Source organism: Amycolatopsis sp. lyj-109 (assembly GCF_046548995.1).
Classification (GTDB): Bacteria; Actinomycetota; Actinomycetes; order Mycobacteriales; family Pseudonocardiaceae; genus Amycolatopsis.
The window spans coordinates 1-20,754 of record NZ_JAJPWR010000004.1 but is presented as its reverse complement, the minus strand read 5'-3'; the positions used below and the strand labels follow the sequence as shown (position 1 = coordinate 20,754).

At 72.1% G+C, this 20,754-nt stretch carries 21 protein-coding genes; 11 read left to right on the top strand and 10 right to left on the bottom strand.

The window, feature by feature from the left end; genetic code table 11:
* Window positions 1-10 precede the first annotated feature (10 nt).
* The 6 genes from ACLJQF_RS09985 to ACLJQF_RS09960 all read left to right on the top strand — a co-directional run bounded on the left by ACLJQF_RS09985 (window position 11) and on the right by ACLJQF_RS09960 (window position 4,621).
* On the top strand, window positions 11-262 hold the full coding sequence (locus ACLJQF_RS09985; RefSeq protein ID WP_410607961.1) for an acyl carrier protein: 252 nt from the start codon (window positions 11-13) through the stop codon (window positions 260-262).
* Window positions 262-1,485, top strand: a complete 1,224-nt coding sequence (locus tag ACLJQF_RS09980; protein ID WP_410607960.1) for a beta-ketoacyl-[acyl-carrier-protein] synthase family protein — start codon at window positions 262-264, stop codon at window positions 1,483-1,485. Before ACLJQF_RS09985 ends, ACLJQF_RS09980 begins: the two co-directional genes overlap by 1 nt.
* Window positions 1,482-2,441: a beta-ketoacyl synthase N-terminal-like domain-containing protein gene (locus tag ACLJQF_RS09975; RefSeq protein WP_410607959.1), complete on the top strand. Its 960-nt coding sequence runs from the start codon at window positions 1,482-1,484 to the stop codon at window positions 2,439-2,441. Before ACLJQF_RS09980 ends, ACLJQF_RS09975 begins: the two co-directional genes overlap by 4 nt.
* On the top strand, window positions 2,438-3,172 hold the full coding sequence (fabG, locus tag ACLJQF_RS09970; protein WP_410607958.1) for a 3-oxoacyl-[acyl-carrier-protein] reductase: 735 nt from the start codon (window positions 2,438-2,440) through the stop codon (window positions 3,170-3,172). Before ACLJQF_RS09975 ends, fabG begins: the two co-directional genes overlap by 4 nt.
* A 131-nt stretch (window positions 3,173-3,303) precedes the next feature.
* Window positions 3,304-3,912 carry a LuxR C-terminal-related transcriptional regulator gene (locus ACLJQF_RS09965; RefSeq protein WP_410607957.1) on the top strand — a complete coding sequence of 203 codons (609 nt, stop codon included), beginning with the start codon at window positions 3,304-3,306 and terminating at the stop codon, window positions 3,910-3,912.
* Window positions 3,913-4,027: 115 nt separating this feature from the next.
* Complete coding sequence (locus tag ACLJQF_RS09960; protein WP_410607956.1) at window positions 4,028-4,621, top strand: LuxR C-terminal-related transcriptional regulator; 594 nt, start codon at window positions 4,028-4,030, stop codon at window positions 4,619-4,621.
* 197 nt (window positions 4,622-4,818) lie between these two features.
* Here the strand turns inward: ACLJQF_RS09960 and ACLJQF_RS09955 are convergent, their stop codons facing one another.
* Both ACLJQF_RS09955 and ACLJQF_RS09950 read right to left on the bottom strand, forming a co-directional pair.
* On the bottom strand, window positions 4,819-6,486 hold the full coding sequence (locus tag ACLJQF_RS09955) for a glycoside hydrolase family 13 protein (RefSeq protein WP_410607955.1): 1,668 nt from the start codon (window positions 6,484-6,486) through the stop codon (window positions 4,819-4,821).
* A gap of 100 nt (window positions 6,487-6,586) precedes the next feature.
* Complete coding sequence (locus tag ACLJQF_RS09950; protein WP_410607954.1) at window positions 6,587-6,877, bottom strand: hypothetical protein; 291 nt, start codon at window positions 6,875-6,877, stop codon at window positions 6,587-6,589.
* Between the two features lie 276 nt (window positions 6,878-7,153).
* Between ACLJQF_RS09950 and ACLJQF_RS09945 the strand changes: the two genes are divergently transcribed.
* The gene (locus tag ACLJQF_RS09945; RefSeq protein ID WP_410607953.1) at window positions 7,154-7,426 is read left to right on the top strand and encodes a hypothetical protein; all 273 of its coding nucleotides are present in this window, start codon (window positions 7,154-7,156) and stop codon (window positions 7,424-7,426) included.
* A 25-nt stretch (window positions 7,427-7,451) separates the two neighbouring features.
* Window positions 7,452-7,733 (top strand): hypothetical protein, encoded by a 282-nt coding sequence (locus ACLJQF_RS09940; protein ID WP_410607952.1) that lies wholly within the window; start codon window positions 7,452-7,454, stop codon window positions 7,731-7,733.
* Between the two features lie 54 nt (window positions 7,734-7,787).
* Here ACLJQF_RS09940 and ACLJQF_RS09935 read toward each other — a convergent pair whose 3' ends face one another.
* From ACLJQF_RS09935 to ACLJQF_RS09925, 3 genes are all read right to left on the bottom strand, one after another.
* On the bottom strand, window positions 7,788-8,069 hold the full coding sequence (locus ACLJQF_RS09935; RefSeq protein WP_410607951.1) for a hypothetical protein: 282 nt from the start codon (window positions 8,067-8,069) through the stop codon (window positions 7,788-7,790).
* 197 nt (window positions 8,070-8,266) lie between these two features.
* Entirely contained in the window at window positions 8,267-8,608 is a 342-nt protein-coding gene (locus ACLJQF_RS09930) for a hypothetical protein (RefSeq protein WP_410607950.1), read from the bottom strand.
* 144 nt (window positions 8,609-8,752) lie between these two features.
* Complete coding sequence (locus ACLJQF_RS09925) at window positions 8,753-9,088, bottom strand: winged helix-turn-helix domain-containing protein (RefSeq protein WP_410607949.1); 336 nt, start codon at window positions 9,086-9,088, stop codon at window positions 8,753-8,755.
* 310 nt (window positions 9,089-9,398) lie between these two features.
* Between ACLJQF_RS09925 and ACLJQF_RS09920 the strand changes: the two genes are divergently transcribed.
* On the top strand, window positions 9,399-10,490 hold the full coding sequence (locus tag ACLJQF_RS09920) for a PucR family transcriptional regulator (RefSeq protein WP_410607948.1): 1,092 nt from the start codon (window positions 9,399-9,401) through the stop codon (window positions 10,488-10,490).
* Here the strand turns inward: ACLJQF_RS09920 and ACLJQF_RS09915 are convergent.
* The 4 genes from ACLJQF_RS09915 to ACLJQF_RS09900 all read right to left on the bottom strand — a co-directional run bounded on the left by ACLJQF_RS09915 (window position 10,477) and on the right by ACLJQF_RS09900 (window position 16,385).
* Window positions 10,477-11,883, bottom strand: a complete 1,407-nt coding sequence (locus ACLJQF_RS09915) for an amino acid permease (protein WP_410607947.1) — start codon at window positions 11,881-11,883, stop codon at window positions 10,477-10,479. The genes ACLJQF_RS09920 and ACLJQF_RS09915 overlap by 14 nt on opposite strands.
* A 79-nt stretch (window positions 11,884-11,962) precedes the next feature.
* Window positions 11,963-14,161 (bottom strand): SulP family inorganic anion transporter, encoded by a 2,199-nt coding sequence (locus tag ACLJQF_RS09910; protein WP_410607946.1) that lies wholly within the window; start codon window positions 14,159-14,161, stop codon window positions 11,963-11,965.
* 91 nt (window positions 14,162-14,252) lie between these two features.
* Window positions 14,253-15,287, bottom strand: a complete 1,035-nt coding sequence (gene sbnB / locus ACLJQF_RS09905) for a 2,3-diaminopropionate biosynthesis protein SbnB (protein ID WP_410607945.1) — start codon at window positions 15,285-15,287, stop codon at window positions 14,253-14,255.
* 12 nt (window positions 15,288-15,299) lie between these two features.
* Window positions 15,300-16,385 carry a PucR family transcriptional regulator gene (locus ACLJQF_RS09900; protein ID WP_410607944.1) on the bottom strand — a complete coding sequence of 362 codons (1,086 nt, stop codon included), beginning with the start codon at window positions 16,383-16,385 and terminating at the stop codon, window positions 15,300-15,302.
* A 233-nt stretch (window positions 16,386-16,618) separates the two neighbouring features.
* On the opposite strand from ACLJQF_RS09900, the gene ACLJQF_RS09895 reads away from it, so the two are divergent.
* Both ACLJQF_RS09895 and ACLJQF_RS09890 read left to right on the top strand, forming a co-directional pair.
* Complete coding sequence (locus ACLJQF_RS09895; RefSeq protein ID WP_410607943.1) at window positions 16,619-17,518, top strand: aldo/keto reductase; 900 nt, start codon at window positions 16,619-16,621, stop codon at window positions 17,516-17,518.
* Between the two features lie 17 nt (window positions 17,519-17,535).
* Window positions 17,536-19,014: a gluconokinase gene (locus tag ACLJQF_RS09890; RefSeq protein ID WP_410607942.1), complete on the top strand. Its 1,479-nt coding sequence runs from the start codon at window positions 17,536-17,538 to the stop codon at window positions 19,012-19,014.
* A gap of 51 nt (window positions 19,015-19,065) precedes the next feature.
* On the opposite strand, the gene ACLJQF_RS09885 is transcribed toward ACLJQF_RS09890, so the two are convergent.
* A complete protein-coding gene (locus tag ACLJQF_RS09885; protein ID WP_410607941.1) occupies window positions 19,066-20,466 on the bottom strand; it encodes a sensor histidine kinase in 1,401 nt (466 codons plus the stop codon).
* Window positions 20,467-20,754 lie beyond the last annotated feature (288 nt).

The window sequence follows — 20,754 nt, the reverse complement described above, 5'->3', positions numbered from 1 at the left end:
AGTTCCGCGAATGACCGAGGTGCAGGTCGAGCTCTACGACGAGCTCAGGGAACTGGTGTGCGACGTGCTCGAGCTGGAGACCGACGAGCTCACCGGCACGAGCTCGTTCGTCGACGATCACGGTGTCGACTCGCTGTCGCTGATCGAGCTGGTCGCGCAGTGCGAGAAACGCTACCGCGTCCAGATCGCCGAGTCGCAGCTGAAGACCATGCTCACCCTCGACGGCGTCTACCGCGTCGTCACCGAGGCGGAAGCGCTCTGATGGACCGCCGAGTGGTGGTCACCGGGCTCGGCGTGGTGTCGAGCATCGGCATCGGCCGCGCCGAGTTCGCCGGCGCGCTGCGCGCCGGCCGCAGCGGTGCCCGGCCGATCAGCGTGTTCGACACCGAGGGCTTCGAGCACACGATGGGCTGCGAGGTCGCGGGCTTCGACCCGCGGCCCTGGATCCACCGGCTCGATCCGGCGGAACTCGGCCGGGCGAGCCGGTTCGCGATCGCCGCGTCCCGGATGGCCGTGCAGGACGCCGGCCTGACCGAAGCCGTGCTGCGCGCCCGGCGCGGGATGATCTGCGTCGGCACCACCGACGGCGAGGCCCACGACCTCGACCGGCTGGTGGAGACCGAGCTCGCGCACGGCCCGGCGGCGATGGACCCGGTGCGGGCCCGGCGCTCGGCCGCGACCCGCCTGTCCGCCGGGATCGCGCACGACCTCGCTCTGTCCGATGTGGAGGCGACCACGGTGGCCACCGCCTGCTCGGCGGGCAACTACGCCATCGGCGCCGGCTTCGACGCCGTCCGGGCGGGCGAAGCCGAGTACGCCCTGTGCGGCGGCGCGGACGCCATGTGCCGCAAGACGTTCGCCGGGTTCTCCCGGCTCGGCACGGTCGCGCCGGACTGCTGCCGTCCGTTCGACTCCGGGCGCAAGGGCATCCTCACCGGCGAAGGCGCCGGGGTGATCGTGCTCGAGACGGCGGAGTCCGCGCTGCGCCGCGGCGCCCCGATCTACGCCGAAGTGCTCGGGTACGCGCTCAACTGCGACGCCAGTCATCCGGTCGCGCCGGACCGGGAGAGCATCAGGGAATGCATCGAACTGGCGTTGCGCGACGCGCGCGTCGCGCCGGACGAGGTGGACCTGATCTCCGCGCACGGCACCGGCACCCCGGCCAACGACGTCACCGAGACCGCGGCGATCCGCGACGTCTACGGGGACCGGCCGCCGCCGACGGTGTCGTTCAAGTCGATGCTCGGCCACACGATGGGCGCGGCGAGCGCGCTGGCGGCGATCGCCTGCGGGCTCGGCATCACCCACCGGTTCATCCCGCCGACCATCAACCACCGCGAGACCGACCCGGACTGCGCCATCGATTGCGTGCCCAACCAGGCGGTCGAGGCCGACTTGCGGATCGTGCAGAACAACGGCCTGGCCTTCGGCGGCAACAACGCCGTGGTCGTCCTCGGCCGGTTCGACGAGGCGGGGCTCCGGTGAACCCGGTGATCACGGCGTGGACGGCGGTTTCGCCGTTCGGCCTCTCCCGGGAATCCTTCGTGGCCGGCTTGCTGGCCGGGGTGGCGGCGCCGGTGACTGACGGCGCCGTGCACAAGGCGGCCGTCGTGCCCGGCTTCGACGTCCGGGAGCTGCTGGGCCGCAAGGGCACCCGGTCGATGGACCGGCTCACCGGGCTCGCCGTGTGGGCCGTCGGCGGGCTGACCGGAGACCGGCCGGCTTCGCGTGGCGACCGCACCGGGCTCGTGCTCGGGACGATGGGCAGTCTGCAGTCCACGATGGACTTCACCCGGCCGTCCTTCGTGGAGGCGAAGCCGTACTTCGTCGACCCGGGGCAGATGCCCAATTCGATCATGAACGCCGCCGCCGGCCGCTGCGCGATCCGCCACGACCTGACCGGGCCCAACGTGACGCTGGCCGGCGGGCGGGTGGCCGGTCTCTCGGCGCTGGCCTACGCCGTCCGCCTGCTGCGGACCGGGCGGGCGTCGAGCGTGCTCACCGGCGCCGTCGAGGAGTACTCCGACGCCCGGTCCTGGATCGAGGCCCACAGCGGTGTCGACGGCGTGCTCGGCGAGGGTTGTGTGATGCTGCGGGTCGAGCCGGCGGGACCGCGTCCGGCGCTGGCCGAGGTGCTCGCCGTCCGGTCGCGGATCGCCCGTCCGGACGAGGTCGAGGCGGCCCGGGAGTCCCTTATGGACAGTGTGCTCGCCGAGGCGGGCGTGGCTTCCGAAGACGTCGGGTTCGTGTCGTGGTCCGGCGTTGCGGGGCACCCCGACCCGCTGGCCGAGCTGATCGGCGACACCGGTGCCGCGACGGCGATGTTCCAGGTGGCCGAGGTGCTGGCGGCCGGGGAACCGGGCGAGCCGGTGATCGTCGGCTCGGTCGACCGGGACGGGGCGGTGGCGTGCGCGCTGCTGCGGCTGGGGAGCGCGCGGTGACCGGGGTGGCGCTGGTCAGCGGCGGTTCGCGGGGCATCGGCCGGGCGGTCGTCCGGCGCCTGGCCCGCGACGGCTTCGACGTGAGTTTCTGCTACCGGGCCGACGAGGACGCCGCGCGCGAAGCCGAAAAGGAACTGGCCGAGCTGGGCGTGCGCGTGCTCGCCGAGCGGGTCGACGTCGGTGACGCCGACGCGGTCCGCGCCTGGATCGCGCGCACCGAGCGGGAGCTCGGCCCGGTCGCGGCCGCGGTGACGTCCGCGGGCATCACCCGGGACCGGCCCCTGGTCCGGATGGCCGACGAGGACTGGGAAGCCGTGCTCGGGACCAACCTCGGCGGCGTCTACCACGTGTGCCGCTCGGTGGTGTTCGGGATGATGAAGCGCAAGGCGGGCACCGTGGTCGCGGTCAGCTCGATCGCCGGGGTGCACGGCAGCGCGGGGCAGACGAACTACAGCGCGTCGAAGGCCGGCACGATCGGGTTCTGCAAGGCACTGGCGAAGGAGGTCGGGCGCTACGGCGTGCGCGTCAACGCGGTGGCGCCGGGGTTCATCGACACCGACATGGTCGCGGTGCTCGACGAGCGGACCCGCGAGCGGGCGCTGGCCGACGTCCCGCTGGGGCGCTTCGGCGCGCCCGAGGAGGTGGCGGACCTGGTCGGGTTCCTGGTGTCCGGCCAGGCGGCGTACATCACCGGGTCGGTCCTGCACGTCGACGGTGGGCTCATCCGGTGACGCCGTTCCGCGATCGGCGGACGCCGGTTCCGGCCGAGCCTGAAGTGCCTTCGCCCGCGGCTGGTCCCGTGCTTAGCGTGGGGCAGGCTCCGCACTTCGGTGGAGCCACGGGCGACGGAACGGTGGTCAGCATGAGCGAGGCGGCACTGCGCCGGGGCAAGCGGCTTCCGGAGGTCGCGGAGCCGGGGACCGGGCTGGCCGAGCTCGGCCGCGACCTGGTGGTCCGGCAGGTGAACGGCGCCTTCGCGGACCTGTTCGGCACCACGCCGGACGACGTGATCGGCACGGCGTTCTGCGGCTGGTTCCTGCCGGCGGTCCAGGAGACCGTGCGGCGCGGGCTGGCGGAGCTGGCCCCCGGTGATCGATTCGGCGAGCGGCTCGTCGGGTTGGGCCCGGGTCCGTTCCTCGCCGACGTGACGGGCCACATCCTCGACGACGACGGTGCGGTGTGCCTGGTGCTGCTGGTGCGTCCGGTGCCGTCCGCCGAGGCCTTCGCGCCGGTGCGGCTCGCTGCCCTGGACGCGCAGATCCTGGAAGGCCTGGCGGCGGGAGAGCCGGCGGTGCACATCGCGATGCGGCTGTACCTGAGCCGTCAGGCAGTCGACTACCGGATCGGCGCGATGCTGCGGAAGCTGGGGGCGCCGAGCCGGGCGGCGCTGGTGTCGAGGGCCTATGCGGCCGGGGTGTTGCAGCCGGCGCAGTGGCCACCGCGGGTCGAGCCGCACCTCCGCGAGGACTGAGTGGTCACCACGGGGCCTCCGCATCGTGGCACGGCCGCTCGCGTGGATCGCGGGTACCCCGGCGACCGCCCCGGCTAGTTGGATGAGGTCATCCGAGCACTACGGGGTGGGTGACATGAGCGAACGGTGGCACGTCGCGTGCGTCGACGGCAACTTCCGCGTGCTGACGGCCGAGGACGGGTTCGGCGAGCTGTTCGGCGCGTCGGCGTTCGAGCTGCGGCACCGGGGGATCTTCGAGTTCCTGCACCCGGACTTCGCCGAAGGAGCCCGGTGCGCGCTGACCGCGCTCGCGACCGGCGCCCGGCACGAAGCGACCGAACGCGTGGTGCTCCTCGGCCCGACCGGCGCGGCGGTGTCCGCCGAGCTGACCGCACTGGCGCGGGGAGGATCGCGGCGAATCGTCGTGGCAATCCGGCCCGACGCGGTCCGGCCGCAGCGGGCCCGGCAGCCGATGGTGACGCCGCTGGAGGCTCTGGTCCTGGAGGGGCTCGCGGCCGGCGTGCCGACGACGGAGCTGGCCCGGAGCGCGCACCTGAGCCGTCAGGGCGTGGAGTACCACGTCGGGGCCCTGGTCCGGCGGTTCGCGGTGCCCAACCGCACGGCCCTGGTGGCCAAGGCCCACGCGGCGGCCCTGTACGCGGCGGGGGCCTGGCCGCCCCGTGTGGATCCGCGGCTGGTGGACGGGCCACGCAGGGCAGTCGGCTCCTGAACAGCCCTGCCGCACATTGTCGTGAGTGGTAAAGCGGGTTCTGGCGTTGTCAGTGGAGCCAACTCACCGCCCGGAACGGCCAACTCACGCACCGGAACGGCCAACTCGCCGGTGGTGTGGGTGAGTTGGCCGTTCCGGTTGGTGAGTTGGCCGTTCCGGCCGGCGTCATCTGGCGCGAGGAAGTGCCCTTCAGCGCGTCAGATGAGACCAACGGCCCCTTCAGCCTTCCCGGCGAACCAGGCCGCCGAATCGGCTGCCACGCCCGGTGATCCGGCGCTGGTGAGCACGAGCTCGCCCCAGGCGTCCGGGGCCGGGTAGGGCGTGCTTCCCGTGTTGACCACGCACACCAGATCCCCGCGCCGGAACGCGAACACCGCGTCCTCCCCCGTCTCCAGCCACTGCAGCGGGCCCGGTCGCCCGAGCCCCAGCTCCCGCCGCGCTCGCACCGCACGGCGGTACAGCTGCAGCGTCGAGGTGTCGTCCTTCTCCTGGATGTCGACGGCGTACCGGCCGAACCACGCCGGCTGCGGCAGCCACGGCGCCCCCGTGCCGAACCCGAACGCCGGCGCGTCCGCGGCCCACGGCAGCGGGACGCGACAGCCGTCGCGGCCCTTCTCGAGGCCTCCCGTGCGGTGGAACACCGGGTCCTGGCGGGCTTCGTCGGGAAGGTCCTGGACCTCCGGCAGCCCGAGTTCTTCACCCTGGTAAAGGAACACCGAGCCCGGCAGCGCCAGCAGCAGGAGCAGCGCCGCGCGGGCCCGGCGGTCGCCGAGCTCGGCGTCGACTTCGCCGCGGGGGCGCATCAGGGCCGCGAAGGCGTCGTTGCTCGCCGGGGCGGGCTCCGGACGGACGATGCCGTAGCGTGTCACCGCGCGGTGGACGTCGTGGTTGGCCAGTGTCCACGCCGCCGGGGCGCCGTGGACCTCCGTGCGGGCCGTGGCGCGCTCGACCGCCCCGCGCAGGGCGCCGGCCTCCCACGGCTGGACGAGCAGGTCGAACGAAAACGCCTGGTGCAGCTCGTCCGGGCGCAGGTAGCGGTCCAGGTCGGCCGGGTCCGGCACCCAGATCTCGCCGACCAGCAGCAGGTCACGGTCCGGGCCGTAGCCGGCCGCCAGCGCGTGCCACCGCCGGAAGATGTCGTGGACCTCGGGCTGGTTCCAGCTGTAGGCGTTGTAGCCGCCCTCGGCCGGGTCCCAGTCGCGCAGGGCCGCGTCCTTGATCAGGCCGTGGCAGACGTCGATGCGGAAGCCGTCCACGCCGCGGTCGAACCAGAACCGCAGGACGTCGTCGAAGTACGCCAGCACTTCCGCGTTGCGCCAGTCGAAGTCCGGCTGCTCGCGGGTGAACAGGTGCAGGTACCACTGCCCGGGTGTGCCGTCGGGTTCGGTGACCCGGGTCCACGCGGGACCGCCGAAGACCGACTGCCAGTTGTTGGGCGGCTCGTCGCCCCGGCCGTCGCGGAAGACGAACCGCGCTCGCTCGGGGGAGCCGGGGCCCGCGGCCAGGGCCGCGGTGAACCAGGGGTGCTGCTCGGAACAGTGGTTGGGCACCAGGTCCATCAGGATCCGCAGGCCGCGGCCGTGGGCCTCGGCGACCAGGCGGTCGAACGTCTCGAGGGTGCCGTACTCCGGGTTGACGCCGCGGTAGTCGGCGATGTCGTAGCCGTGGTCCGCCTGCGGCGAGGGGTAGCAGGGGTTGAGCCAGATCGCGTCGGCGCCGAGCCCGGCGATGTGGCCGAGCCGCCGGATCACCCCGCCGAGGTCACCGACGCCGTCGCCGTCGCTGTCGGCGAAGGAACGGATGTAGAGCTGGTACACCACCGCGTCGTCCCAGAACGAGCGCGGGCGGGAGGAGGTCGACGACACCCCCGGATCTTCGCACGGCCGGTACCGGCCCGCGGGCGGTACCCGGCGGCGGACGACGTGCGGCGGTGGGTCCCGCGGTCGCCGGCGGGACCCACCGGTGTCACAGCGTGCCGAGCACGGCGCTGCGGGCGCCGAGCAGCTCGACGGCCGACATGCGGTCCGGCGAGGCCGGGCCTTCGGCCATCGGGTACCCGGTCTCGTCGAACCCGGTCCGGAAAGCGTGCCGGGTCGCCCGCACGACGTAGGTGAAGGCCGTGACGCCGACGTACACCGTGTCGAACTCCGCGGCGCAGGCCAGCGGCAGGACGGCGTCCGGGACTTCGAGTGGGATGAGCGCGCCGGCTTTGCGGGAGAAGTGCTCGGCCGCGGCAGTTTCGACAACAGTTGTCATGATGCCCGCTTCTTCCTGTTCGGTGGCGAAAACCCGGCCCCTGGAACGGATCCGGGTAGTGCCATGATGACGATCGCCGTCCCCCAGGCAACCGAACCGGCGGGTTGCGGCCGGATGTCCCCGAATTTTCGGGAAATCGCGCACCGGCGCCCTCGATCGCCCGCCTGACCGGGGAATTCTCCGTCAATCGGTGGATGTCACGTTGACAACGCGCCGCTTATCGTGACCGAGGGCCGCGCAGTGACGCGGGCCGTGGTACGGAGCAGAGGAGAAGAGATGGAAGTGATCGTGTCCTTGCAGGACCCGGCGACGCCGGGACTGGAGCCTCTTTCCTTTGGTGCGCAGGCGGTGGACCCCACCGCCTGCACGTGGGCGATCGCGGCGGCGACCTTCGCCGGGGCCGTCGTGGGGGCCGGTGTGGGGTGGGCGAACTGCCACTACCACGGTTGCGTGCAGCAGAGCGACGAGCTCGAAGTTCCGGAGGGCGTGTCGGGTCTGCCCGTCGGGGAACTGCTCGGAATGCGCGACCAGGCTGCCGGCCGGGCCTGACCGAACCGAACCCATGGAGGATCAGATGAGTGGATTTTCTCCGGCCTCGCTCCCCGGGGTGCTCGAGCCACTGGAGTACGGCGGCCGTGAGGTGGCCATCGCGTGCACGCCCGCCGCGGTCGACCTCGCGGCGGTCGGGCTGGGAGCCGCCGGTATCGGCTACTTCGCCGCGAAGGCGTTCTACCACAAGCACGCCGGCAACTTCGACGACCGCGAGGAACTCCTCGACGCCGGATCGGCGCACGACAAGCTGCTGTCCTCTTCGGACCTGCTGTCGGTGCGGGTGAAGGAACTCACCCGTAGCTGAGCAAAAGAAGGCGGGCGCACGCGGTGGCGTGCGCCCGCCTTCTGCTGTCCGGCCTCAGCCCGCGGCCCGGAATTCCGGTGCGCTGAGGGCGTTCCGGCCCGCCTCGGTGACCACGGCGGGCACCAGCTCGCCCGCCCGGCCCGGCCGGCTGTGCGCGATCAGGCCGAGCCGGCCGAGGGCGCGGGCCGTCGCCTGGTCGCAGCAGGGGATTCCGTCGACGTAGAGGTCGGGTTCGCAGCTGAGGGACAGCTGCGCGCGCCCGTCACGGACGGCCTTGAGCATGTTCACGGCGCGGCGGGTGAGCGTGCCGTCCTCGGGGCGGGGTTCCTGGTTCATCGTCGGTCCCGATCTGTTCGCCGGAATGATCAGGAAACGGTAGATCGCCGTGGTGCGGGTCACCATGCGCGGATGGGGAAACGCGGATCCGGCACCGGCGGAACCGCGGCCGTGTCCCCCCGGCGTCGCCACGGGCGCCCGGGAACGGAACGGGGCCCGCGGAGAATCTCCGCGGGCCCCGTCCAGCCGGTTCCTGGTCAGCCGAGGACGTTGATCACGTCCGCCTTGATCAGGCCGAGGATCGAGTCCAGGGTGACGACCTGGACCTTCGCGTCCTTCTTCAGGTCGCCGATGATCTTCGTCAGCGGGGTCCACTCGACGACGACCTTGCGGCCCGAGCCGTCCAGGACGATGGTGACGTACTTGCCGTGGACGGCCACGACCTTGCCGGTCAGGGTCACGCTGCCGAGGCCCGGCACCGTGACGTCGGCCGGCGCCGTCGCGGTGGTGGCACCCGCCGTGCCGGTCGCGCCGAGCAGGCCCGCGCACACCAGCGCGGTCGCGGCGACGGCGGTCGTGATCTTCGTCAGAGTACGCATCTTCATTTCCCACGCGGCCTTTCGGGTTCGAGCGAACCGCCGGTCGGTTTCGCTCGTGTCGCGAAGATTAGGGCAGATCGAAGGCCGTGCTGTATCCGCGAATTCCGAAGGACGGTACCGCGTTTCCCTTGCCCTGCCGGGGAATCAGGGCAACGCGGTCCGGCCGGCGAGGCGGTAGCCGGAGCCGTGTGCGGTGCGGATCAGCACGTGGTGGCGGTCGCCGAGCTTCCGGCGCAGCCGGCCGACGTAGAACCGCACCTTCTGGCCGTCGCCGGGACCGCCGAGCGCGCGTTCGAGCAGCCAGTTCGGGCTGACCCGGTTCGGGTTGAGCATGAGCACCCGCAGTAGCCGGAACTCGGTCGGCGTCAAGTGGACCGCTTCCCCGCGGAGGCGCACCTGGCCGGTCCGCAGGTTCAGTTCGAGCCCTTGGACGCGCACCACCGGTTCCGGTGACGGAGTGCGCTCGATCACGTCGGTCATGATTCCTCGAATGGGGTCAGTGGGGATTCTCCGGCGCAGAGTGTTTATGACGGAAAGACGGCGGACAAGGGACAAGCGGCTGCGCATTCCGCTGAATTCTCCTTCGGCGAATGCGTTCCGACCTGGGGAAGATCCGATATGTCCGGTTTGTTCCCGGGTTGTTGAGGGATTCCCCTGCAAGCGTTGCTTCATGCCAATCTCCGTCGATACGCTCACCGTGCGTGACGACTTGGGAATGGGTAGTTGCCGAAGCGGGCAACGCCGGATCGACCGGAACTGGGTGAGAGACGTCGGAACGGGTGGGTATCGCATGACGGTGCTGGACGAACGGCCGAATCGCCGGACGCAGCCACAGGACGGCCACGGCATTGCGGTGCCCACGGACGATCTGCTCGACGGCGTGACGCCGGCGGCGGCCCGGTCCGTGGCGACGGCGTTGCTGGGCGAGGTGGCCGACGTCTACCGCCGGGTCGTCGAAGAGGACGTCACGGTCACCCCCGCCCAGCGCGCCCGCGTCCGGGTCGCCGGGGAGGCGTTCGCGGAGGCGGGCGGGGCTCCCGGCGTGGCTGCCGACCTGCTCGGCCGGTTCGCGGCTCAGGTGGCCGACTCCGTCGCGCGGCACCGGCCGGACCGGGTGGTCCCCGTGGTGCAGGCCGCGCACCTGCTGGTCCAGGACCTGCTCGCGGGGATCGCCCGGCCGGTGCCGGCCGCCCCCGCGCGGGACGCCCGCGGTGCCCTCGTGCGGCGCCTCGTCCGGCAGGAGCGGCTCGACCCGGCCGAGCTCGCCGGCCTGGAGGACGCCTACTTCGTCGTCGCGGCCCGGTTCCCGCAGCCGGTGCCGTCCGACCGGCTGGCCGCGGTGCTCGACGAGCACCATGAAGACGGGGTGCTGGGCGCGCCGGCCGGTGACGGTGTCGTCGTGCTCGTGCCCCGCCGGCTCGAGCGGCGGATCGCCCCGTTGCTCGCCGCGCTGACCGGCCGGTTCGGCCAGGAGCCGTGGACGACGACCGTGCCCGCCGGCCGCGCGACGCTCGCCGCCGGCTGCAAAGAAGCCTCCGACATCCTGGCGCTGGCCGCGGCGACGGGCCGCCCGGCCGGGCCGTACCGCCTCGACGACGTCCTGCTGGAGTTCGCCGTGCTGCGGGACCCGGTGACGTCGGCGCGGCTGCGGGCGCTGATCGCCCCGCTGGCGGGCAACGAGATCCTCTACGGCACGCTCGAAGCGCTGATCCACGCCGACTTCAACCGGACCGTCGCCGCGCGCGGGCTGTTCATCCACCGGTCTACTTTGGACTATCGGATCCGGCGGATCGAGGAGGTCACCGGGCAGAACCCGCTCACCGGCCGCGGGGCGTACGTGCTGGCCGCGGCGATGGTGGTGCACGCGGTCAGCCGTTCCTGAAACCGGCGCGGCGCCGCGACACGAGCCGCCAGCCCACACCGAGCACCACCACGAGCACCGGGATCGTGCCCACGGCGATCAGGCTGCTGCCGCCGGAGAATCCCATCAGGACCACGACGAGCCCGAGGAACCCGACGGTGGCCCAGGTGGTGTAGGGGGCGCCGGGCAGCCGGAACGACGGCCGCTCCAGCTCGCCCCGCAGTGCCCGGCGACGCAACCGCTCCTGGGCGATCATGATCATCGCCCAGGTGGTGACCACCCCCAGTGAGGCGATCTCGGTGGCGACGTCGAACGCGTCGTCGGGGACCACGACGTTCAGCACCACCCCGAGCAGGCACACCCCGCAGGTCATGGCGATGGCGCCGACCGGGATCCGCCGGCGGCTCATCCGCGCCGTGAACTGCGGCGCTTCGCCGCGGTCGGCGAGCGCGCGCAGGATCCGGCCGGTGGCGTAGATCCCCGAGTTCGCCGACGACATCGCGGCGGTCAGCACGACCAGGTTCATCACGTCGCCGACCCAGGGCACGCCGAGGCGGGAGAAGACCGTGACGAAGGGGCTGACGCCCGCCTGGTAGTCCGACCACGGCATGAGCACGGCCAGCAGCAGGATCGAACCGACGTAGAACACTGCGATGCGCCAGATGACGCTGTTCACCGCGCGCGGGATGGACTTGCGGGGCTCGGCGGCCTCGCCGGCGGCCACCCCGACCAGCTCGATGGCGGCGTAGGCGAAGACCACGCTCTGCAGGGCCAGGAACGGCATGGCGAAACCGTGCGGGAAGAACCCGCCGTGGTCGACGAGGTTCGCCACCGACGCGGGCGCCGAACCGAGGTGCGCCCCGTAGATCAGCAGGCCGATGCCGACGACCAGGAAGACGATGATGGCCAGCACCTTGATGGTGGAGAACCAGAACTCCAGCTCGCCGAACAGCTTCACCGACACGAGGTTCGCCGAGAGCACCCCGGCCAGCGACAGCAGCGCACCGGCCCAGACCGGCAACCCGGGAAACCACTTCTGCAGGTAGTGCCCGATGGCGGTGGTCTCGGCGACGGCGACCATCGCCCAGTTGAGCCAGTACATCCAGCCCGTCACGAACCCGGCCCACGGGCCGATGAACTCCCGGGAATAGGTGACGAAACTGCCCGCGCTCGGCCGGTGCAGCACCAGCTCGGCGAGTGCGCGCATGACGAACATGGCCACGACGCCGCAGACGAGGTAGGAGAGCAGCAGCGCGGGCCCGGTGGCGGCGAGCTTGCCGCCCGCCCCGAGGAACAGCCCGACGCCGATCGCCCCGCCGATCCCGATCATCTGGATCTGCCGGTTGCCGAGGGTCTTGTGATACCCCTCGGCGTCGGTCTCCGGGGTTTCGCCCGTTTTGACAGGAGAATTCATGTCCGTCCCTTGTGGTGGGTGCCGCGAAAGTGTTTCCCGGAACGGAATTGTGAACGGGATCTCCGGCGTTCGAGCCGCCTCATCCGCGATTTGCGCGATGTGCGGATCCGCCGTGCTCGGACCCGCTGCCCGCTCGCGTGCCCACCGGGCGGAAGTCCCGCGCGGCCGGATCGCAGAGGTGGACCTGGGCGCGGCCGACGTCGAAGTACATCCCGGTCAGCTGCAGCTTCCCGGCCCGTTCCGCCTCGGCGACGAGCGGGTATTCGCGCAGGTGCGCCAGCTGCTGCAGCACGTTCTGCAGGGCCAGGCGGTCGCCTTCGCGCGCGGGAAGTTCCCCGTCGAGCGTGACCGGACCGGACCGCCGCGCGCTCGGTTCGGCGTGCGCCAGCCAGTCGGTGAGCGGCCCGGGCGGCGGTCCGCCGGCGAGCGCGGCCATGGCCCCGCAGGACGAGTGCCCGCAGACGACGATTTCGGTGACGGCGAGGACCCCGACGGCGTAGGCGATCGACGCGTTCATCGACGGGTCCGCCTGGCCGGGTGGGACCAGGTTGCCGATGTTGCGGATGGTGAACAGATCCCCGGGGCCGCTGGTGGTGATCAGGTTCGGCACGATCCGGGAATCGCCGCAGGTGATGAACAGCGTGCCGGGCCGCTGGCCGTCGGCCAGGCCGGACAGCGTGTCGCGCAGCAGCGGTGCGGTGCGGCGCTGGAACTCGGCGGCGCCGCGGCGGGTGGGCTGGGCGGTGACCTCGGCGGCCTGCCACTCGGACCAGGGTGCCAGCCAGCGCGGCACGAAGCCGGCGCCGGCGCGACGGCTGCGGGTCGGCCGGCCCTGTTTGCCGTTGGCGAACCAGGGGTGGCCGATCTCGTCGACTTCGACCGTGCCGCCCGCGGCCTCGTGGGCGTGCTGCCACGTGTGCAGGCTCTCGAAGGAGGCGTGGTCGAGGTAGTCGACGACCAGGTCGAGCCGGACCCGCGCGCCGGCCGGGACGGTGGCGAGCACGCGGCTCAGCCGGGGCACGGAGAGGAAGGTGAGCACGCCTTCGACGACGACGTGCCAGACCTCGCCGTCGGGTTCGGCGTGGATGCCCGACCAGAGCGTGCGCCGCAGCATGAGCACCAGGGACAGCGCGATGCCCGCGAGGACGCCGGTGAGCAGGTCGAACACCACGACCCCGGCCAGCGTGAGCAGGTAGACCGGCAGGTCGCCGTGGGTGAGGACCTGCTTGAGGTGGCCGGGGTTCACCAGCTTGACCCCGACGTGGACGAGGAGGCCGGCGAGGGCGGCGAGCGGGATGTCCTGGATCAGCCCGGCGAACGCGACGACCGCCACCAGCACCCACACCCCGTGCAGGATCGCCGAGGCCCGGCTCTGCGCGCCGGCGGCGACGTTGGTGGAACTGCGGACGATCACGCCGGTGACCGGCAGGCCGCCCAGCGCCCCGGACACCATGTTCGCCGCGCCCTGGCCGACGAGCTCCCGGTTCAGGTCCGCGCGCGGACCGGTGTGCAGCCGGTCCACCGCGACCGCCGACAGCAGGCTTTCCACCGACGCGATCACCGCGATGGTGAGCACCGCGACGGCGAACGCGCCCCAGCCGCCGCCGGGCAGCTGCGGGGTGAAGCGGATGTTCAGCAGGTCCGCGGGTAGCTGCACCCGGGGCAGGGTCATCCCGGCGAGCACGGACACCAGGGTGGCGACGGAAATGGCGGCCAGCGGGCCGGGAATCCGTTGCACCGCCTGGGGAAGGCGTGGCCACAGCAGCAGGATCGCGATGGCGAGCAGCCCGATCGCGGTGGCGGCGTCGTGGCGGGCGACGATCTGGCCGGGCAGCTCGGCGAGGTTCTCCAGCGCCGAGGACTGCGGCTTGCCGCCGAGGATGACGTGCACCTGCCCGAGCACGATCGTCACGCCGATCCCGGCCAGCATGCCGTGCACGATCGCCGGCGAGATGGCCAGCGCGGCCCGCGCGACCCGGGAGACGCCGAGCAGGATCTGCACCGCACCGGCGGCCACGGTGATCGCGCAGGTGACGGCCCACCCGAACGTCTGGATGGTTTCGGCCATCACCACGGTCAGCCCGGCGGCGGGCCCGCTCACCTGCAGCGCGGAACCCCCGAGGGCGCCGGCGACGATCCCGCCCACCACGGCGGCGATCAGCCCGGCGACCACCGGGGCACCGGACGCCAGCGCGATGCCCAGCGAAAGGGGTACGGCGACGAGGAAAACGACCAGCGAGGCCGGTAGGTCGTGGCGGAGTCGTTGCATGATCACCATGCAACCGGAGACGCGGGCGCTTTGTCCTCCCCTGTACCGCTTTTCCGAGGAATATCCGCATTTTTCGCAGGAATGCCGCCGCGGCGGAAATTCAGCCGTAGCGGGTCACATCGGCGAAGAAGCCCGGAATCGGCGTCAGGGCGCCGTCGGCGGCGAGCCGGTCGTAGACGTGCTTGCCGACGGCCAGGTCGAGGATGCCGAGCCCGAACGGCGAGAACACCAGTGGCCGGTCCGCGGGCAGGTCGACCGCGCCCGTCATGACGTCGAACAGCGTGCCGTGCAGGAATTCGCGGTGGCCGGCCCGCTGCTCGGCCAGGTGGACGGAAGTGTCCGCCTTCAGGCAGTGCTCGACGTCGTCGACGACGTTGGCCGAACCGAGCACGATCTCCGGGTCGAGGTCGCGCAGGGAAACGTTCAGCACCAAGGGGTTGTGCGTGAACCACGACGGATCCGTCACGTGCGGAACGCCCGCCACCGTGGCGAACACGACCAGGTCCGACGCCTTGATCAGCGCCTCGGCACTCTCATGCCGGACCACCTTCGCCGGCGTGCCTGTGCGGGCGAGGTAGCCCGCGAAGCCGTCGGCCGACGACGCGGACAGATCGTGCAGCCCGATTTCGCCGAACTCCCAGGCGTTCGCGGTGAGGTAGGTGTGGATGTACCGCGCGATCAGCCCGGTGCCGAAGAACCCGACGCGCGAAGGCCGTCCGCGGTCGCGGGTCAGCAGGTCCGCGGCCAGCGCGGCCGAGGCCGCTGTCCGGGACGCGCTGACGACCGAAGCCTCCATGACCGCGAACGGGTAGCCGGTGCGCCGGTCGTTGAGGATCAGCACGGCGGACGCTCGCGGGATGCCGGCCCCGACGTTCCCCGGAACGCTGGCGATCCACTTGAGACCGTCCACAGCGGACTCGCCGCCGAGGGACGCGGGCAGCGCGATGATGCGGTCGGCCGGGCGGTCCGGGAACCGCAGGAAGTACGACGGCGGGTTCACCGTGTCGCCGGCGCCGTGCGTGCGGTAGGCCCGCTCGATGACGGCGGTGACCGTCCGCTCGTCGCCGTCGAGCACCCGGCGCACCTCGGTGCCGGTGATGACGGTGAACGGCGGGATCGGAGGAGTTCCTGACAAGTCCGGTCCTTCCTAGGCGGCGCTGCGGCGGAGCTCGGCCAGGCGGTGCATGGCCGAAGCGGTGGCCAGCAGGCGCAGCCCGCGGACCGTGCACGGCGAGTGCCCGGTGAGCTGGGCGATCCGCTGCAGCCGGTAGTCCACGGTGCTGCGGTGCACGATCAGCCGCTCCGCCGCCCGGCCGCGGTTGCCGTCCTCGGCCAGTAGCACCTGCAGCGTCTCCCACAGCACCGGCTGGGCCAGCAGCGGCTGGATCACCTTCAGCAGCGCGTTGGACACCACCGGCTCGTGCGCGGCGGCGAACTCGAGCAGCACGTCGTCGAGGACGTGCACCGCGGGCGCGAACTCCAGCGACGTCGCCTCGGCGAGGATGTCGTCCGCCACCGAACGGCACGCGGAGACGCTGCGGGTGCCGGGCCAGACCAGGGCGGCGCGGGCGGATCCGCCGAGCGCGTCCAGTACCCGCTCGGCGCGCCGGACGGCGTCCGCCTTGTCCCGCGCGGGAAGCAGGGCGTGGCCGCCGCCGTCGGCGAGCAGCGTCAGGGTGTCCTCGCCCGCGTGGGTGCGGAAGGCCTCGTCCACGACGGCCGGGTCGAGCTCGCCGGTGGCCAGCGCGACGACGGCATAGGCCTGGTCGGTGGCCGGGACCACCGCGCCGCTCAGCAGCAGCTCGGCCTGCCGGCGCCGGGTCGGTTCCTCGTGCTCCGGTGCGGTCGTGCCGGCCTCGGCGAAACCGCGCGTCAGCTCGACCAGGATCCGGTTGCCCAGCTCGCTGATCCGCTGGGCGGCGAGGCAGCGCGTACCGCTGTCGCGCAGGTCCGGCCGGTTCAGCGCCTTGTCCACGAGGTCCGCGGTGAGCTTCTGCACCGCGTCCAGCAGCCGTTCGAGGCCGCGCCCGGACTCGGCCCACGTGTGGCCGACCCGGCGCGCCGACAGCACGTCGAGCACGAAGCCGTCCGACAGCACGTCGGAGAACAGCGGGAGCACATGCCGCACCACGGTTTTGCGTGGCGTCTGCACGTCGGCTCCCGGACTCGGCGCCGGGTGGACCCGCGAGGGGAACGGCCCGGCGGCCACGGGGGAAATTGTCTTGTTCGTCATCATCCGGCCTCACCCTTGTCGTCTCAGCCGGTGACCGGACTCCTCCGGCCGGTCTTCGGCTTCCCTGACCCCGTGACATCTTCACCGGATCGGGTGGGTGGTTAGCTCAAAGTTTCCTCAGATTCGGGTTTTCCCTCGTCAGCGGTCCGGGACCGCGCGGCGCGCGGAAAGCGGTTCCGCATTGTGCGGATTCCGGGGCCGGAACGCCCGTGCCAGACTCGGGACAGGCGCGAATGCTCGGATGGGACGGTGCCGTGATCTGCCTCGGGACGATGAACTTCGGGACGGCGACCGACCGCGCCACCGCGTTCCGGCTACTGGACGCCTTCACCGGATCGGGCGGCAGCGCCGTCGACACGGCGAACTGCTACGCCAGCTGGGACGGCACCGGCGACGAGAGCGAACTCACGATCGGGGCGTGGCTCCGCGACCGGGGCGCCCGGGACCGGATCCGGCTCGCCACCAAGGTCGGCGGCCGTCCCGTGCCCGGCGGTGCCTTGATGGACTTCGAAGGGCTTTCGCCGCCGGCCATCCGGTCGGCGGTCGAGGACAGCCTGCGCCGCCTGGGCACCGACCACGTCGACGTCTGCTTCGCCCACCTCATGGACCCGGCCGTCCCGCTGGAGGACGTGCTCGGCGCGTTCGAAGAACTGGTCGAGGCCGGGAAGATCCGCGAAATCGGGCTGAGCAACCACGATCTCGAACCCGTGCGGCGCGCGGGCACCCGGATCACCTGGCTCCAGCAGCGGCACAGCTACCTGCAGCCGTTCCCGGGTGCCCCGTTCGGCCCGCAGAAGATCCTGACTCCGGAAATGGCCGGGTACGCGCGCGGTGCCGGCCTGGCCGTGCAGGGGTATTCGCCGCTGCTGTCCGGTGCCTACACCCGGCCGGACCGCGCGTTCTGGCCGCACTACGACCACCCGGGCACCGAGCCCCGGCTCGTCGCGCTGCGCAAGGTGGCCGGCGACCTCGGGGTGTCCGGGAACCAGGTGGTGCTGGCCTGGATGCTCGCCGGCACGCCGTCCGTCGAGCCGGTGATCGGGGTGAGCTCCGAAGCGCAGCTCGCCGAGTGCCTCGCCGCCACCGAGATCGTCCTGAGCGGCGAGCACCTGCGCTGCCTCGAAGCCGCTTGAACGGAGGCCGGGGCACGATGACGCGCGGGGATGTGGTCCTAGGGGTCGAGATCGGGGCGGCGGTGATCACCGTCGCCGTCCTCGGCGACGACCTCGGCCTGCGCGAAACCATCGCGTGGCCGCTACCGCGGACCACCCACCACCCGATCGACCCGGTGCAGGACCCGTGGCTGGTGCTGGACACCCTGGCCTCGGCGGTCCGCGAGGCCGCCGGGATCTGCGAGGTCTTCGGCAACCCCGTGCGGGGCCTGTCGCTCACCTCACGGATGCCCGCCCTGCTCGCGCTGGACGCCGGGTGCATGCCGCTCACCCCGGTGCTCAACGCCACCGACGGCCGGTCGGTCGGCACCACCCGCCGGATCGTCGCCGAACAGGGGACCGCGTTGCACCGCCTGACCGGCGTGCCGCTCACCCCGGCGTCCCCGGTGGCCAAGCTCGCCTGGTTCGCCGGCCACGACCCCGGGCTGTTCGGGCAGGTGGCCCACTGGACCGGGCTGAAGGGCTTCCTGCTGTCCCGGCTCACCGGGCAGCTGGTGACCGACGTTTCGACGTCGTCGGCCGCCGGCTGGGTGGAAGCGGCCACCCTGGACTGGGCGCAGCCTGCCCTCGACGTCGCCGGCGTCCGCCGCGAGCAGCTGCCCGCCCTCGTCGAGCCGACCGACGTGCTGCGGCTGACGGCCGCGGCGGGCGAGCTGCTCGGCCTGCCGGCCGGCACCCCCGTGGTCGTCGGCGTGTCCGGGGCGGCCACCGCTCAGGTCGGCGTCGGGGCGATGGCCCCCGGGTGCGCCGCGCTGTCGATGGGGGCGTCGGCGGACCTGTGTGTGATCGAAGACCGGTCGGTGGTCCCGGAGTCGGAGCTGGTGTCGTGCCACGCGTTCGTCGACGGGTTGTGGATCTCGCGGGGGACGTTCAGCAACGGTGACGCGGTGGCGCGCTGGGCGGCGGAGTCGTTCGGCGGCGTTGACATCGATGTCCTGCTGGCCGAGGCGGAGCTGGTGCCGATCGGCGCGGAAGGCCTGATCGGGATTCCGCAACCGGCGGCCGACGCGACGTCGTGGGGCAACCCGGACTTCCACGCCGCCCTGGTCGGCCTGCGGGTCGAACACGGCCGGGCGGCGATGACCCGGGCGATGGCCGAAGGTGTCGCGCGCGAACTGGCCACGGTGCGCGACGCGCTCGGGCCGGGGACCGCCCCCATCACGCGGGTGCGCGCGGGCGGTTCGGCCCTGCGGTCGCCGCTGTGGGGTTCACTGCTGGCGGCCGCGCTCGACGTGCCCCTGGAGGTCGTGGGGACGGACGAGGCCCCGGCACTGGGCGCGGCGCTGATGGTGTGGCGCGGCCTCGGCCTGCTGACGTGCCTGTGCGAACGCCCCGACGTCCGGCTGCCCGCCCGCGAGGTCCTCCCGGACCCGCTGGCGACCGCGCACTTCGCCGCGACACGCCGGCTGGGGGAGCAGCTCACCCAGCTGCTGACCCAGCTCCGGACGGCTTCGTGAGAAAGTTCGTGAAGGCCACCTTGAGGAACTTCAAGTTCCTCAAGGTGGCCTTCACGAACTACGCGAGTCGACGGCGACGGCGGGCAGCCGGACCCGCACCCAGCAGCCGCTGTCGGTCGGCATCACGCGGATCGTGCCGTCGTGGTGGTGCACCAGCTCGGCCACGATGCTCAAGCCGAGCCCGCTGCCGGTCGAGCGGTGCGGGCCGGCGCGGAAGAACGGCTCGAAGACCCGCTCGCGCAGGGCGGGATCGATGCCGGGACCGTCGTCGATGATGTCGATCATGTGTTCCACGCCCGTGGTCGACAGCCAGACCTGCGCCTTGGTCCCCTTCGGCGTGTGGGCCCGGATGTTGGCGAGCAGGTTGGTCACCGTCTGCCGCAGCCGGAACGCGTCCCCGACGACCAGGTACGTCCGGTGCGGATCGATGTCGTGCCGCAGCTCCCACTCCGGGGCGGCCGCCTGCGCGTCGTGCACCGCGTCGATGCACAGCGGGCCGAGGTCGACCGGTTCCGCTTCGGACGGACGGCCCCGGTCGAGCTCCGCGAGCAGCAGCAGTTCGTCGATGAGCGCGGTCATCCGTTTCGTCTCCCCGTACACCCGGCGCATGGCGGCGTGGAACTCCGCCCGCTCGTCGAGCGCGCCGAGCTGGGCCAGCTGGGCGTAGCCGGAAATCGCCGACAGCGGCGTGCGCAGCTCGTGCCCGGCCGCCGCGACGAACCGGCGCAACCGGAGTTCGGCGCGCTCGCGCCGGTCGAACGAGTCCTGCAACCGGGACACCATGGTGTTGAACGACCGGGTGAGGCTGTACGCCTCGTACGTCGAGTCGGCGACCTCGGCCCGCTGGGACAGGTCGCCGCCGGCGATGGACCGGGCGGTCCCGACGACCGACTCCAGCGGCCGCAGCCACCGCTTGCTCAGCTGTAGCAGGACGAGTGCGAGCACGGTCAGCACGATCAGCACGACCAGGGACCCGGCGAACACGATCCGGCGGGCGATCTGGTCGTAGTCCTCTGTGGACACCGCGCCGACGAGGTAGCGGCCGTCCGGCAGCTCTTCGGCCACGGCGAGGTACGTCGAGCCGGGCAGCGCGACGATCGCGTGGCCGGCGGCCATGGTCTGCAGCAGGTGCGCGGGCGGGGTCGGCACCTTCGCCGGTCGCGCGCCCCAGTACTGCTCGAGCTGCCCCGACGCGGTGACGATCATGGCCGCGCAGACGCCGCGCTGCGCGGGCCTCGACGCCGGTGTGCGGGCGTCGGGCGGGAGGGCCAGGTACTCGGAAAGCTCGGTCAGGTAGTCGGTGGCCTGCCGTTCCAGGCGGGTCCGCATGAACGAGTGCACGCCGACGATCGTGACCACCAGCGCGGCGGCAAGGCCGATCGAAGTCGCGGTCAGCACGGTCACCACGAGCTTGGTGCGCAATGACCGCGGCGGCCGCTCGGCTGTCGTCACGGCGGACCCTTCCATCATGGAGCGAGGTGTCCAGTGTAGACGTTCGCCCGACCGGGTGATCCACTCCGCGAAGTGCGGATGTTCTTCCGCGGATCGCCGGGTGCGATGTCCGGGTTCACGATTTCCGCGAAATCGGTTGCCGATATGTTCGGAATATCGAGCCCGGATCCACCGATTTGATTTTTGGTGATCTTGAGGCTGGGTTGTTGATCTTGTTGTGGGTGGTGGGCGTGCTGGGTCGTGCTGGCTGGTCCAGCACGTCCACGGTGAGGTCTCCGGTCGTCGGGG